The sequence below is a fragment of the Pseudonocardia benzenivorans CB1190 genome (genome assembly GCF_000196675.2).
Lineage (GTDB): Bacteria > Actinomycetota > Actinomycetes > Mycobacteriales > Pseudonocardiaceae > Pseudonocardia > Pseudonocardia benzenivorans.
Genome location: NC_015312.1, coordinates 5,393,664 through 5,407,079, shown reverse-complemented (window position 1 = coordinate 5,407,079; position 13,416 = coordinate 5,393,664). Strand labels below are relative to the sequence as shown.

The window sequence follows — 13,416 nt, the reverse complement described above, 5'->3', positions numbered from 1 at the left end:
CGAATGCCTTACCCCAGGGATTAGGAGACCTGGGGTCGGGCCACCTCGCGCAACAGGTCGACGAGCGCGGTGACGAGCGGGTCGCGCGCCGACTCCAGCAGCGTCACGGCGTCGATCCGGCGGGTGAACGCCGGGTCCTCGAACGGCACCGCGACGATGTCGGGCCGCTGCGCGACGAGCGCCAGCCGCGGCGCGACCGCCACCCCCACCCCGGCGGCGACGAGCCCCTGCAGCGCGGAGTAGTCCTCGGTGCGGAACACGACATCGGGCTCGAAGCCTGCGATGCGGCACATCACCTCGAGCGCGTCGGCGTAGGGCGCGCGATGGTCGCGGGCGATCCACGGCTCGTCGGACAGGTCGCGCAGCCGCACCGAGGCACTGCCTGCGACCGGGTGGTTCTCCGGGAGCAGCACACACATCGGGTCGTCGCGCAGGTGGTGGTGCAGCAGTCCCTCGTCGGGGCGCGGCGCGAAGTCGTAGTCCCAGCTCAGGCCGACGGTGATCAGGCCGTCGGCGAGCTGGGCGGGCAGCTCCCCGGGCTGTGAGGGATGCAGGACGAGCTGGGTGTCGGGGTGGCGCCGGCGGTACTCGCGCACGACGAGCGGGACGAGGTGCGCACCGGCCGTCGTGAAGACGCCGAGGTGCACGGCCGTGGGACGGCTGCCGATGCGGCACACCTCCTGTTCGAGGCCGGCGAGCTCGTTGAGCAGCGACCGTGCCCGTTCGGCGAGCAACGTGCCGGCAGCGGTGAGCTGGATACCGCGCGGGCGGCGGTCGACGAGCGGGGTGCCGATCTCGCGTTCGAGGATCGCCATCTGCTGCGACACCGCGGACTGCGTGAAGTGCAGCCGTGCGGCCGCCGCGGTGAACGAGCCCTCCTCGGCGACGGTGCAGAAGATGCGCAGCCTGCGCGTGTCGAGCACGGAACCTCCCAGACGATCAGGCTCTGCCGCCGCGCGCTGCCGCGGCGAGGACCCCTGTCGTACCGAGCGAGGCGGCCAGAGTCCAGAACACGCCGGCGGTGCCGAGCCCGGCGGCGCACAGTCCGGCGACGGCGGGCAGCACGGTCTGTCCGAGCCGGTTGCCCGACAGTCGCAGCGACAACGCGGTGCCGCGCAACGGTGCCGGGGCGACCTCGGCGACCCACGCCATCGTCAGCGGCTGGCCGACGCCGAGCGCGAACCCGGCGAACACCACGAGGACGACGAGCACCCAGATCGCGTGCCCGGCGGGCAGCAGCGCGACGGCGGCGGTCGAGCCGGCGAGGCTCGCGAGCAGCAACCCGCGACGGCCGAGCCTGCGGGTGCCGCCGGGCAGCAGGAGCCGCGACACCACCGAGGCGAGCGCGCGGATCGTCAGCAGCATCCCGACCGTCGACGCCGCGAGCCCACGCTCGGCACCCAGTACCGGCAGGTAGACGACGAGCAGGTCGATCGTCGCGATCACGGTCAGGCTCGACAACACGGCGACCGGCAGGTCGGGCACGCGCAGCAGCGTCCGCAGGGCACCCGGCCCCGCCTTCGCCGCCTCGGTGGACGGGGTGCGCGCGGGCGGGCGCAAGAGGACCGTCACACCACCCATCGCGCAGGCGGCCACGAGCCCGGCGACGAACAGCCGCGTCGTGTCGGGGTGGGTGCCCGACCCGCCCAGCGCGGCGACGACCAGCGGTCCCGCCGCCTGCCCCGCCGACTGGGCCAGCGCGAACCGGCCGAAGGCGCGCACCATGTCGCCGCGCGCCGCGACGAGGCTCTGCTCGCCGAGCATCGTGTAGAGGTGCCCGCAGCCGAGCAGCACGCTCGCCACGACCAGCCCGACGACGCCCTGCCCGATCAGCAGCATCAGTCCGCAGCCCGCGATCGCGAACACCGACCCGGCCACCAGCACCGGGCGCTCGCCGCGGCGGTCGGCCAGCCGTCCGGCGGGCAGCGCCAGCGCCAGCGGCGCGATGGTGAAGCACGCCGCGAGCGCGCCCAGCCACGGCGCCGAGACGCCGATGTCCAACGCGCGGTAGGAGATCGTCGGCCGGACCAGGAAGATCGTCGCCTGCAGCAGGACGGCGTGCGTGAGCAGCAGCGCCCCACGGCCCTTCATCGGCGCGTCAGCCCCCCGAGCCCGTCCAGCCGGAACGCTCGATCGCCGAGAGCCCCCGGATCACCAACGACGACGTCAGCGCCGCCGCCAGGTCGGGGTCCCGGTCGCGGTAGGCGCGCAGCAGCCGGTCGTGGTCGGCGAGCGACGCCGTCAGCCGCCCGGGCAGCGACAGGCTGACGTGGCGCAGCTGCAGCATCCGCAGGCCCAGGTTGTCGAGCACCCGGCACAGCGTGCGGTTGCCGGTGATCTGGGCCTCGGTGTTGCGGAAGTCCACATTGGTCCAGAAGTAGCGGTCGACGTCGTCGAGGGCGACCGCCAGGGCGAGCTCGTCCTGCAGCGCCTGCAGCCGGTCGAGGTCGTCGTCGGAGGCGACCTCGACCAGCTCCCGGCTGACCAGCGCGTACAGGTGGGCGCGCACTCGGTACAGCTCGCGCACCTCCTCGATCCGCAGCGGCGCCACCCGCGGCCGCCGGTGCGCGGAGATCTCGACGAACCCCTCCCGCTCCAGCGTCAGCAGCGCCTCGCGCACCGGGGTGCGGCTGCTGCCGAAGTTGCGCGCCAGCTCGACCGAGTTGAGGTCGTCGCCGGGCAACAGCCTGCCCTCGATGATGTCGGTGCCGACGCGGACGATGATCTCGTCGACGATCGTGTTGCCGAGCCCCCGGTCCAGGACCCGCAGCAGCTCGCGGCGGCCCAGGCTGTGCACCGGGCCCGTGGGCTCGGCCGCTCCGATCGACATGTCCGTTCCCCCCCTCGGACCAGCCTCAGGCCAGGCCCGGCCACTTCGCGATCACGCGGTCGCACAATGCCCGGCTCGCCTCGGCGACCACCGGGAAGCCCTCCAGCCGCTCGAACGGTCGACACGCGTCGATCACCGCGCGGGTGTTGTAGGCCGGGGCGCCGCGCTCGCGCAGCGGGTCGACCCGGCTGCCCCATGTGCGGCGCACGACCTCGATGTCGTGGCCCGGCTCGGTGCGCGAGCACATCGCCCACACGACCTCGTCGAGGCTGCGGGGGTCGACGTCGTCGTCGACGACGATCACGAGCTTGTTCATGTACGCCGCGGCGGGCAGCGACGACGTGAGCATTCCGGCCTGCTTCGAGTGTCCGGCATAGCGCTGCGTGATGGAGACCGCCAGCAGCTGCCTGCCCCCGCCCGCCTCGTGCGCCCAGACGCCCTCCAGGCCGGGCAGACCCGTCGCCACCAGGGCGTCGTGGATCATCGCCGACTTCATGACGCTGCGCATGTACGAGTAGTCGTGCGGCGGCTTGCCGGGCGGCGCGCCGAGCAGGATCGCGTCGTCGCGGTGGTAGACGCGCTCGATGTCCATCGTCAGGACGGGGTCGATGCCGCCGCTGTAGTAGCCGGTCCACTCGCCGAACGGGCCTTCGGGGCGCGTCCGGTCCGGGTACAGCCAGCCCTCGACGACGATCTCCGCCGTCGCCGGGATCGGCAGGCCGGTGACCTCGCCGCGCACCACGTCGACGGGCCGCCCGATCACCGCACCCGCGTAGTCGAGCTCGGACACCCCGCCCGGCGCCTCGGTCCCGGCGACGACGAGCAGCAGCGGGTCGTGGCCGAGCGAGGCGACGACGGGCGCACGGCCCTCCTTCGCGAACCAGTCGCGCACGTGCATCGCGCCGTGCTTACCCGACTCGATGTTGACGCTCGCGGACCGGCCCTCGTCCTGGACCTGCATCCGGTAGGCGCCGGCGTTGATCTCGCCGGTCGCCGGGTCGCAGGTGATGACGGCGCAGCCCGTGCCGATGTAGCGGCCGCCGTCGCCCTCGTGCCAGCGCGGCACCGGGAACCTCAGCAGGTCGATGTCGTCGCCGGTCTCGATGTTCTCGCACACCGGCCCGGTGTCGACGGTCCGCGCCGCGAACCTCGGGGCCGCGGCGACCCACTCGTTGGGCTTGCTGCGCAACGCCTGCACGAGCTTCCGGTCGTCGAGGTCGGTGCCCAGCCGCAGCGTGACGCCGAGGCGCCGGGCGTTGGACATGCTGCCCGAGAGCACTCGGGCACCCGCCGGGTAGCCGGTGACCCGGTCGAACAGCAGCGCCGCGGGGCGGCTGCGCCGGTAGTTGACCTCGGAGGCGGCGCCGATCTCGAGGTCCCAGTCGGCACCCTCGAGGACGGTCAGCTCGCCCAGCTCGTCGACGAGCGCGAGCCAGCCGCGCAGGTCGTCGACGTCCTCCAGCGACGTTCCCATTGCCGCGCCCCCGTCAGGACTTGTAGAGCGAGTCGATGTAGCCGTTGTCCTGCAACGACTGCAGCGCCCCGTTGTCGATGTACTTCGAGACGTCGTCCGGCGCTGCGGTCCCCTTCTCCGTGGCCGCCTGCGCGAACGCCGCCTTCAGCAGCGTGGGGTCGACCTTCGGGTCCTTCGCCCACAGCGGCTCGAAGAACGTGTAGGCGACGTCGGCGAGCGCGGGGTCGTCGGTACCGCTGTGCTTGCGGATGCTGTCGACCGCCGTGGCCTTGTCCTTGTGCAGCATCGACAGGCACTCCACCTCCGACTTGACGAACGCGTCGACGGCCGGGCCGTTGGCCTGCGTCCACGACGCCGTCGCCGTGTAGGCGTTGGCGGCGGCGGGGTACTTGGTGAAGTCCATGACCTTGTGGGCGCCGAAGTTGCGGGTCGTGGTGCCCGTCGGCGGCTGGGTGACGATCACGTCGACCGCACCGGACTGCAGCGCCGTCACCTCGGCCGGGGTGGACTTCAGGTACGTCTTCTGGACGTCCTTGTCGGTCCAGCCCTGGTCCTTGAGCCACGCGTCGACGGCGGTGTCGCCCAGCGACCCGGGTGAGCTCAGCCCGATCTTCTTGCCCTTGACCTGCTCGGGCGAGGTGATGTCGCTCTTGCCCCACATCTCGACGTAGAAGCTCGAGATCGGCAGCGCTATGTAGCGCAGGTCGACGCCGCCGAGCGCACCGGCCGCGGTGGTGGCCGCGACGCCGGCGCCGATCTGCACGCTGTTCGACGCGAGCGCGGCGAGCAGCTGGGAGCTGCTGTTGAGCAGCGTCAGCTTGACGTCCAGCCCGTTCTTCTTGAAGACGCCCTGGTCCTCGCACACGTACAGGTCGGAGTATGCGGCACCGATCGCGGTGTAGCCGACGGTGAGGGACATGCTGCCGGCCGCGGGGGCGTCGCCGCCACCACCGGCGGCCGCGGGCTTGCCGCAGGCGACGGCGGCGGCGCACGCCAGGGCCAGCACTGCGGCGGGCAGGACCTTGCGGAGTCGCATCGGAGAGCCTTTCGTGGGACGGCGCCGGGGGAGCGGCGCCGGGGTGGGTCAGACCGAGCTGGACCAGAAGGTGAAACGGCGCTCGATCCACGCGACGCTGCGGGTGAGCACGATGGCGAGCACGGCGATCACGACGATCGCAGCCATGGCGTCGTCCATCTTGAAACCGGACGTCTCGGTCTGGACGACGTAGCCCAGGCCCGCGTTGCCCATGAACAGCTCGGCGACGATCGCGCCGACCAGGGCGCGGCCGACGGCCTGCCGGACGCCCGCGAGCACGAACGGCAGCGTCGCCGGGAACGTGACCGAGCGCAGCGTGAGCAGGCGGGGCGCGCAGAAGACCGTTGCGACCTGCAGGTAGTGCCGGTCGACGTTGCGGGCGCCCGCGATCACGTTGATCAGCAGCGGGAAGATCGCGCTCCACACGACGATGACGAGCCGGGCCTCGGCGCCGATGCCGAACCAGAAGATGATGATCGGCAGGAACACCACGAAGGGCACCGAGTACATGATGCTGACCAGCGGTTCGGTCAACCCGTAGAGGGTGTTGGAGCGACCGATCAGCAGACCGAGCGGGATGCCGACGACGACCGTGATGATCATGCCGCAGGCGACGGACTCGAGCGTCGACAGCAGCGGCGGCCACAGCTCGCCGGTCCCGATCATGTGGACCAGGGCCCTGACCGCGCCGACGGGGGAGCTGGCGAAGGACGCGTCGACCCAGCCCGCGGAGGCGGCGATCTGCCACGCGCCCAGCACGACGACGAGCCCGATCAGGCCGAGCGTCCCCGTCGTGAGCTTCTTGTCCTTGCGCGCGTTGATCGCCCGTTCGATCGGACCGGCGATCGGACTAGCCGGCTGCGACACCTGCGTGGTCATCCGAGGTCACCCTCCTTCCGGGCTGGGCCTGCTTGCCGATCTGGGACTGCGCCATCACGAGGTCGACGATCCGGTCGGACATCGCGAGGAACTCCGGCGTGCGCTTCATCGCCGGGGTTCGCGGCCGCGGCAGGTCCACGTGGATGTCGGCGACCAGGTGCGCCGGGCCGCGGGAGAGCACGAGGACCCGGTCGGCGAGGAACACCGCCTCGGGCACGTCGTGGGTGATGAACATGGCGGTCTTGCCGGCCTTGACGCCGTCGGCCTGCCAGATCCGGGTGAGCTCCTCCTGCATGACCTCGCGGGTCTGCGCGTCGAGCGCGGCGAAGGGCTCGTCGAGCAGGATCAGCTCGGGGTCGGTGGCGAGCGCCCGTGCGAGGTTGACGCGCTGGCTCATGCCGCCCGACAGCTCGCGCGGGTACTTGTCGCCCTTGCCGCCCAGCCCGACGAGCTCGACCAGCTCGGCGACGCGGGCGCGGCCGGCCGCGTCGAGGCGGCCGTGGGCCTTGAGTCCGAACTCGATGTTCTGCACGACGTTGCGCCACGGGAACAGCGACGCCTGCTGGAACACCAGCGACCGGTCGCGGCCGGGGCCGTCGATGCGGTGGTCATCGAGCTCGAGGGTGCCGCCGGAGATGGGGATCAGGCCGGCGACGGCCGTGAGGAAGGTGGTCTTGCCGCAGCCGCTGGGGCCGACGACGGCGATGAACTCGTTCGGTGCGACGTCGAAGGACAGGCCGTCGACGGCGAGGGCGTAGGTGCCCTTGCGTCCGGACCTGTGGCCGATCTCGACGTCGCGCACCCGCAGCTTCGGGCGTGGTGGCGCCATGTGCTCGTCCTCCTTGATCGAGCCGGACCGGATACCGACATCCGCCCCGAAACGGTCGGCGAAGTGTCGACACTTGGAGTAGATCAGCGGCGCAGGGCACTGTCCAGAGCCCGGCCGCCAGAATATGAGAACCCTCGCATCAGTTCTCCTTATCGACGGAAATCGCACGTGAGACGTGGTCTGGGGCGATGTATGGTCGGCCGCGCGGAAGGCCTCGTCGGCCTCCGGGAAGAACTTCTTGTGTCGACACACGCTGTGCGGAGGAAACGGATGACCGACGCGAAGGGCTGGACGCGGTTCCTGACCGAGCAGGACACCGCCCTGCTCGACCGCACGTCGTGGGCCAAGCGCGAGCCGTTCGGGCTCGGCGAGCGGCCCGCGGTGGTCGTCGTCGACGCCTACTACGGTGCCCTCGGTGAACGCCGCCCGCTGGAGGAGATCCTCGAGGCCTGGCCCTCGGCCTGCGGGCCCGCCGGCTGGGACGCCGTCGACCGCACCGTCGGGCTCCTCGACGCCGCCCGCGCCGCCGGGGCGCCGGTCTTCTACCTCACCGGTCTGGCGGCGAACCCGAACCCGTGGAACCGCAAGGCGCGACGGAGTTCTCGTCGGCGTGATCCGAACTTCCTGAGGATCGTCGACGAGCTCGCCCCGCAGCCCGGCGACACCGTCCTGGAGAAGGTCACGCCCAGCGGATTCACCTCCAGCGCGCTCGCCCCGCTGCTGACCGCGGCGGGTGTCGACACCGTCCTCGTGTGCGGCGAGGCGACGTCGGGCTGTGTGCGTGCCACCGCCGTCGACGCCTGCGTGATCGGACACCGTGTCGGTGTCGTCGAGGACTGCTGCTTCGACCGCATCGAGGCCAGCCACTGGATGAGCCTGTTCGACCTCGACCAGAAGTACGCCGACGTCATCGACCGCGACGCCGCGATCACCTACCTGGAGGGGACCGGCCGGAAGGGGACCGCGTCGTGAGGGTGGTCGTCGCCATGACCGGCGCGAGCGGCGCCGTCTACGGCGTCCGCACCCTGCAGCTGCTGCACGACACCGGCGGCGTCGAGACCCACCTCGTCGTCTCCCACGCCGCCGCGCTCACGCTGCGCCACGAGTGCGACCTCGACGTCCGTGGCCTGGAGAAGCTCGCCGACGTCGTGCACCGGCCGTCGGCGATCGGGGCGCCCATCGCGTCCGGCTCGTTCGGCGTGCACGCCATGCTCGTCGTGCCGTGCTCGATCAAGACACTCTCGGCCGTGGCCCACTGTCACGCCGACGACCTGATCGCCCGCTCCGCCGACGTCTGCCTCAAGGAGGGCAGACCGCTGCTGCTCATGGTCCGCGAGACGCCTCTCCACCTCGGGCACCTACGCACCATGACCGCCGCCGCCGAGGCCGGGGCGATCGTCATGCCACCGGTGCCCGCCTTCTACGCACGGCCGCAGACCCTCGACGACGTCGTCGACCACACCGTCCGCCGGGCGCTGGCCCGCGTCGGAGTCCCCGACGTGGCCCCGCCGGAGTGGGACGGCAGGATCGATCCGTGAGCGCGCCCTTGGCCCGGCCCTGGTCGTCACGCGCCCGGGGCACGGTTTCGTGCCGAATACCGCAGACCCCCGTCCGCACCTGTTGGAAGGCATCGGACGGGATGCGGCCGACCGTTCTCGCCGTATAGGCACCCGAAGAACAGTGGTGACCGATCGGCCCGAGCGAGACAGAAAAATGACCTGGAAGGATATGAATCCTTCCAGGTCAGAGATGGTGCGCCGCCAGGGACTCGAACCCCGAACCCGCTGGTTAAGAGCCAGCTGCTCTGCCAATTGAGCTAGCGGCGCAGAGTATTGAATTGTCGCTTCCCGGAACTGCTGCGCCCCACCGCCCGGCGCCTTCGGAACGCTATCACAGCGCTTTCCGGCCCCTGCGCGGTGGGGCACCGCGCTCCGGGTGAGTGACGGGACTTGAACCCGCGACTTCCTGGACCACAACCAGGTGCTCTACCAGCTGAGCTACACCCACCATCGGCACGGGCGTCAGCCCGTGACGTGAACGATCGTAGCGCCCCCCTCAGCGGGCTTCGACACCGGACCCCGACACCGCCGCGGCCGCCGCCTGGGCCTGCTCGGACGTCGGTCCGGGGGGTGCGACGAACAGCGTCGCGCGGTAGTACGCGAGCTCCCGGATCGACTCGCGGATGTCGGCGAGCGCGCGGTGCGCCAGGCCCTTCTCGGGCTTGGCGTAGAACACCCGCGGGAACCAGCGCCGGCACAGCTCCTTGATCGAGCTGACGTCGACCATCCGGTAGTGCAGGTGCGCGTCGAGCTCCGGCATGTCGCGGGCGAGGAAGCCGCGGTCGGTGGCGATCGAGTTGCCCGCCAGTGGCGCCGACACCGGGTCGGGGACGTGCTCGCGCACGTAGGCCAGCACGGCCTGCTCGGCCTCCTGGAGCGTCACCGTCGAGCGCCGCACCTCCTCGGTGAGGCCGGAGCGGGCGTGCATGTCGCGCACGACGTCGGGCATCGCGGCGAGGGCGGACTCGTCGGCGTGGATGACGACGTCGACACCTTCGCCGAGGACGTTGAGGTCCCCGTCGGTCACGAGCACGGCGATCTCGATCAGTGCGTCGCGCTGCAGGTCGAGACCCGTCATCTCGCAGTCGATCCACACCAGACGGTCGTTCATCCCGCCACCCTAGGCGCTAGAGTCCGCCGACGTGGGGGAGAACACGAACGCCGATCCGGTGACCGCGGCCCAGCAGATCGCGTCCGGCTACGCCACCGAGGGGCTCGCGCTCGAGCTCGGCACGGTGCTCGTCGACGGGGCGGTCGACCCGTCGGCCAAGGTGCGCATCCCGTTCGCGACGCTGAACCGGCACGGTCTGGTCGCGGGCGCCACCGGCACCGGCAAGACGAAGACGTTGCAGTGCCTGGCCGGCCAGCTGTCCGACGCGGGTGTCCCGGTGCTGCTCGCCGACGTCAAGGGCGACCTGTCCGGCATGGCGAGGCCCGGCGAGGACGGGCCGAAGATCCGGTCGCGCGCCGAGGACACCGGCGACGACTGGACGCCCACCGCCTACCCCGTCGAGTTCCTCTCGCTCGGGGCGCCGTCGGCCGCCGTGCCGATCCGCGCGACCCTGACCCAGTTCGGCCCGATCCTGCTGTCGAAGGTGCTCGACCTCAACGACACCCAGGAGTCGACGCTCGGCCTGATCTTCCACTGGGCCGACCAGCAGCAGCTGCCGTTGCTCGACACCAAGGACCTCCGCGCGGTCATCCAGCACCTCACCTCCGACGAGGGCAAGGCCGACCTCAAGGGCATCGGCGGCGTCTCGCCCGCGACGGCCGGGGTCATCCTGCGCGCCCTGGTCAACCTCGAGGCGCAGGGCGGGGACCACTTCTTCGGCGAGCCCGAGTTCGACCCCGCCGACCTCATCCGTCAGGTCGACGGCAAGGGCGTCGTCTCGCTGCTCGAGCTCGCCGACCAGGCCGCCAACCCCAAGCTCTTCTCGACGTTCCTGATGTGGCTGCTCGCCGAGCTCTACGAGGAGCTCCCCGAGGCGGGCGACCTCGACAAGCCCAAGCTCGTGTTCTTCTTCGACGAGGCGCACCTGCTGTTCACCGACGCGTCGAAGGCGTTCCTGGAGCGCATCGAGCAGACCGTGAAGCTCATCCGGTCCAAGGGCGTCGGGGTGTTCTTCTGCACCCAGCTGCCCACCGACGTCCCCAACGCGGTGCTCTCGCAGCTCGGTGCCCGGATCCAGCACGCCCTGCGCGCCTTCACCCCGGAGGACCAGAAGGCGCTGGCGCGCACCGTCAAGACCTACCCGACGTCGAAGGTCTACGACCTCGAGGAGGCGCTCACCTCGCTGGGCACCGGCGAGGCGATCGTGACCGTGCTGTCGGAGCGCGGGGCGCCGACGCCCGTCGCCTGGGCCCGGATGCGGGCCCCGCGCTCGCTCATGGCGGCGATCGGCGAGCCGGCCGTCACCGAGGCCGCCAAGGCGTCCCCGTTGTACGGCAGGTACGGCGAGACCGTCGACCGTGAGTCGGCCTACGAGAAGCTCACCGCGAAGATCGCCACGCCGCCGCCCCCGGAGGCCGTGCCCGTCGACGCCCCGCCGCCGCCCCCGCAGGCCCCGCGGCGCCGGGAGAAGGAGGAGCCGGGGATGGTCGCCGAGGTGCTGGGCTCACCGGTGGTCAAGTCGTTCCTGCGGTCCGCGGCCAGCGCACTGGGCCGCGAGATCACCCGGGGCCTCTTCGGCACCCGGCGGCGCTGACCGGCGGAGGTCGGCGAGCACCGACGGGGTGACCGCCGCGGCGAGGGCGACGCCGTCGGCGGCGGTCACGTCCGTCACGCGGTAGCCGCCGTCGCCCGCGGCGGTGACCGCCTCGACCGTGACGAGCCCGACGCGGCGCTGGAAGACGCTCTGCCGCAGCCGCCAGCCGATGACGCCGCTGCGTTCCAGCACGACGGTGTGCCGGTGCAGCCCGCCCCAGCGGGTGACGAGATGGCGGTCGGTGAGCAGGTGTCCGAGGTTGCGGTAGCGGTCGAGCGCCAGCGGGACGGCGAGGGCGGCGAGTGCCGTCGTGAGCGGGCCGAGCCAGCTCCAGCCCGCGACGGTCGACGCGACCGTCCAGCCCGCTGCGCACACCACGAGCGCCGGACCGACCGCGCGGGTGAGCCTGCGCCACAACGCCCGGCGCGGGTGGCGGCGCAGCGGCGCCAGCGTCGACCGTTCGACGGGCTCGCCCGCGACGAGGGCCGCCAGTGCGTGTGTCTCGGACCTGGACGCCGGGGGCTGTAGTGCGCCGCCCTGGCTGCCGCGGCCCAGCCCGGTCGCGAGGACCCGGGTCTGGGCGCCGCGTCCGGCGCGCAGCAGCAGCGGCTCGCTGACGAGAACGCCGCGCAGCCGGTTGCCGGCCACCGACAGCGAGCGCCGGGTCAGCAGTCCGCGGTGGACGCGCAGGGTGCCCTCGTCGTCACGGGTGAGCCGGTAGCCCCACCAGCGCTCGGTGAACATCAGCAGCGCGCCCAGCACGGCGACGACGAGCAGCGCGAGCGCGAGGAACCCGACCGTCAGCCAGATCGCCGCGCCGAGGACGCGCTGCTCGAAGTCCGCGGCGAACGGCAGGTCGCGTGGCCGTACGCCCAGCTCGCTCACGACGTTCCACACCGCCGCGATCAGCACGCCCGTCCCGGCCAGCGCGGACGTGGTGAGCGGCGCGAACCGGATCCAGGGCCAGCGCAGCACCGACAGCACCCGGGAGTGGCGATGGTCGCCACGGCGACCATCGCCGCTCAGGACCTCGCCGGGAGCGCCGGGAGCGTCCGGGGCGTCGGCCGCCTGGTCCGGGCCCGGCGTCCTGCCGCCGACGCCTCCCGGTGCCGGGGACGACTGCAGCAGCTCGCGGCGCAGCCGGCCCGCCTCCGCGACGCTGACCGCGTCGAGCTTGAGGCCGTGGTGGTCGGCCGAGGCGTGCGAGGCGCCGCGCACGTGCAGGACGCCGAGCCCGAAGACGCGGTGCAGCAGCGTCGAGGTGACGTCGACGGTGCGCAGCCGGTCGCGCGGCACCGAGCGGCGCTGCCGCCGGACCCAGCCGCTGTGCAGCTCGACGCGGTCGGGCGTGATCCGGTACCGCGTCGTCTTCCAACGGACGAGGCCGAGCACGACGAGCGCCACCGTGATGCCCAGGGTGATCCACAGCCGCACGGGGTCGCCGCGGCCGGTGAACAGCAGGATCACCAGCAGCGGGAGCAGCCGCACGACGTGCTGCATCGGCGCGACGACCAGCATCCTCCCGTCCAGGCGCCGCCACGGGACCTCCGCGCCGACGTCGGTCACGTCGCGTCCCCCGGCGTGGCCTGCGTGGTCTCGGTGAGCACCCGGGCGAGCTCGGCGGCGTCGTCGGCGGCGAGGCCGTGGATGGTGACCGGGCCGCGGGCCGACGCCGTCGTCACCGTGACGCTCGCGAGCGTGAGCCACTGCTGCAGGGGCCCGTGCTCGGTGTCGACGGTCTGCACGCGCGAGATCGGCGCGATCCGCCATTCGCGCACGACCAGCCCCGACCGCGTGTAGACCGCCTCGTCGGTGATCTCCCAGCGGTGGATGCGGTACCGGATCGGCGGCACGACCAGCGTGTACACGGCGGCGGCCAGCGCGGTGAGGATCGTCGTCAGCAGCAGCCAGAACGGGGCCGACGCACCGAGCGCGAGCCAGACGACGAGCTGCGGCCCGGCCAGGACGACGAGAGCCACCAGCCCCTGCAGGCGCCACCACTGGACGGCACGGGGATCGACCCGGTGCGCGGGCGGGCGCAGGGGGAGCGCGAGGGCGGCCGTCGGCTGCATGCCTCCACTGTGCCCAAACCCGCGTCGCGACG

Annotated in this window: 13 protein-coding genes and 2 tRNA genes; 3 read left to right on the top strand and 12 right to left on the bottom strand. The window is 72.2% G+C overall.

All coding sequences use genetic code 11. The features are described 5' to 3' along the window. Nucleotides 1-20: 20 nt before the first annotated feature. Genes PSED_RS25385 through PSED_RS25355 form a run of 7 tightly spaced genes read right to left on the bottom strand, consistent with a single transcriptional unit; the run spans nucleotide 21 to nucleotide 7,048 of the window. Nucleotides 21-923 carry a LysR family transcriptional regulator gene (locus PSED_RS25385; RefSeq protein WP_013677095.1) on the bottom strand — a complete coding sequence of 301 codons (903 nt, stop codon included), beginning with the start codon at nucleotides 921-923 and terminating at the stop codon, nucleotides 21-23. Nucleotides 924-939: 16 nt separating this feature from the next. Then, a complete protein-coding gene (locus PSED_RS25380) occupies nucleotides 940-2,091 on the bottom strand; it encodes an MFS transporter (RefSeq protein WP_013677094.1) in 1,152 nt (383 codons plus the stop codon). 7 nt (nucleotides 2,092-2,098) lie between these two features. Then, nucleotides 2,099-2,830: a GntR family transcriptional regulator gene (locus PSED_RS25375; RefSeq protein ID WP_013677093.1), complete on the bottom strand. Its 732-nt coding sequence runs from the start codon at nucleotides 2,828-2,830 to the stop codon at nucleotides 2,099-2,101. A gap of 25 nt (nucleotides 2,831-2,855) precedes the next feature. Beyond that, complete coding sequence (locus PSED_RS25370) at nucleotides 2,856-4,304, bottom strand: UbiD family decarboxylase (RefSeq protein WP_013677092.1); 1,449 nt, start codon at nucleotides 4,302-4,304, stop codon at nucleotides 2,856-2,858. A gap of 13 nt (nucleotides 4,305-4,317) precedes the next feature. Further along, nucleotides 4,318-5,340 carry an ABC transporter substrate-binding protein gene (locus PSED_RS25365; protein WP_013677091.1) on the bottom strand — a complete coding sequence of 341 codons (1,023 nt, stop codon included), beginning with the start codon at nucleotides 5,338-5,340 and terminating at the stop codon, nucleotides 4,318-4,320. 48 nt (nucleotides 5,341-5,388) lie between these two features. Continuing rightward, nucleotides 5,389-6,219, bottom strand: a complete 831-nt coding sequence (locus PSED_RS25360; protein ID WP_013677090.1) for an ABC transporter permease — start codon at nucleotides 6,217-6,219, stop codon at nucleotides 5,389-5,391. Continuing rightward, on the bottom strand, nucleotides 6,191-7,048 hold the full coding sequence (locus PSED_RS25355) for an ABC transporter ATP-binding protein (RefSeq protein ID WP_013677089.1): 858 nt from the start codon (nucleotides 7,046-7,048) through the stop codon (nucleotides 6,191-6,193). The genes PSED_RS25360 and PSED_RS25355 overlap by 29 nt, the downstream gene beginning before the upstream one ends. Before the next feature lie 270 nt (nucleotides 7,049-7,318). Between PSED_RS25355 and PSED_RS25350 the strand changes: the two genes are divergently transcribed. Both PSED_RS25350 and PSED_RS25345 read left to right on the top strand, forming a co-directional pair. Continuing rightward, the gene (locus tag PSED_RS25350; RefSeq protein ID WP_013677088.1) at nucleotides 7,319-8,020 is read left to right on the top strand and encodes an isochorismatase family protein; all 702 of its coding nucleotides are present in this window, start codon (nucleotides 7,319-7,321) and stop codon (nucleotides 8,018-8,020) included. Next, complete coding sequence (locus PSED_RS25345) at nucleotides 8,017-8,586, top strand: UbiX family flavin prenyltransferase (protein WP_013677087.1); 570 nt, start codon at nucleotides 8,017-8,019, stop codon at nucleotides 8,584-8,586. The genes PSED_RS25350 and PSED_RS25345 overlap by 4 nt, the downstream gene beginning before the upstream one ends. Nucleotides 8,587-8,798: 212 nt before the next feature. Here the strand turns inward: PSED_RS25345 and PSED_RS25340 are convergent. The 3 genes from PSED_RS25340 to orn all read right to left on the bottom strand — a co-directional run bounded on the left by PSED_RS25340 (nucleotide 8,799) and on the right by orn (nucleotide 9,718). Further along, nucleotides 8,799-8,874: transfer RNA gene (locus PSED_RS25340), tRNA-Lys, on the bottom strand. 108 nt (nucleotides 8,875-8,982) lie between these two features. After that, nucleotides 8,983-9,055: transfer RNA gene (locus PSED_RS25335), tRNA-His, on the bottom strand. A 48-nt stretch (nucleotides 9,056-9,103) separates the two neighbouring features. After that, nucleotides 9,104-9,718 carry an oligoribonuclease gene (gene orn, locus PSED_RS25330; protein WP_013677086.1) on the bottom strand — a complete coding sequence of 205 codons (615 nt, stop codon included), beginning with the start codon at nucleotides 9,716-9,718 and terminating at the stop codon, nucleotides 9,104-9,106. A 31-nt stretch (nucleotides 9,719-9,749) separates the two neighbouring features. On the opposite strand from orn, the gene PSED_RS25325 reads away from it, so the two are divergent. Further along, nucleotides 9,750-11,312 carry a helicase HerA-like domain-containing protein gene (locus PSED_RS25325; RefSeq protein ID WP_013677085.1) on the top strand — a complete coding sequence of 521 codons (1,563 nt, stop codon included), beginning with the start codon at nucleotides 9,750-9,752 and terminating at the stop codon, nucleotides 11,310-11,312. On the opposite strand, the gene PSED_RS25320 is transcribed toward PSED_RS25325, so the two are convergent. Both PSED_RS25320 and PSED_RS25315 read right to left on the bottom strand, forming a co-directional pair. Continuing rightward, on the bottom strand, nucleotides 11,223-12,878 hold the full coding sequence (locus PSED_RS25320; RefSeq protein ID WP_013677084.1) for a PH domain-containing protein: 1,656 nt from the start codon (nucleotides 12,876-12,878) through the stop codon (nucleotides 11,223-11,225). The genes PSED_RS25325 and PSED_RS25320 overlap by 90 nt on opposite strands. Then, entirely contained in the window at nucleotides 12,875-13,384 is a 510-nt protein-coding gene (locus PSED_RS25315) for a PH domain-containing protein (RefSeq protein ID WP_013677083.1), read from the bottom strand. The genes PSED_RS25320 and PSED_RS25315 overlap by 4 nt, the downstream gene beginning before the upstream one ends. Nucleotides 13,385-13,416 lie beyond the last annotated feature (32 nt).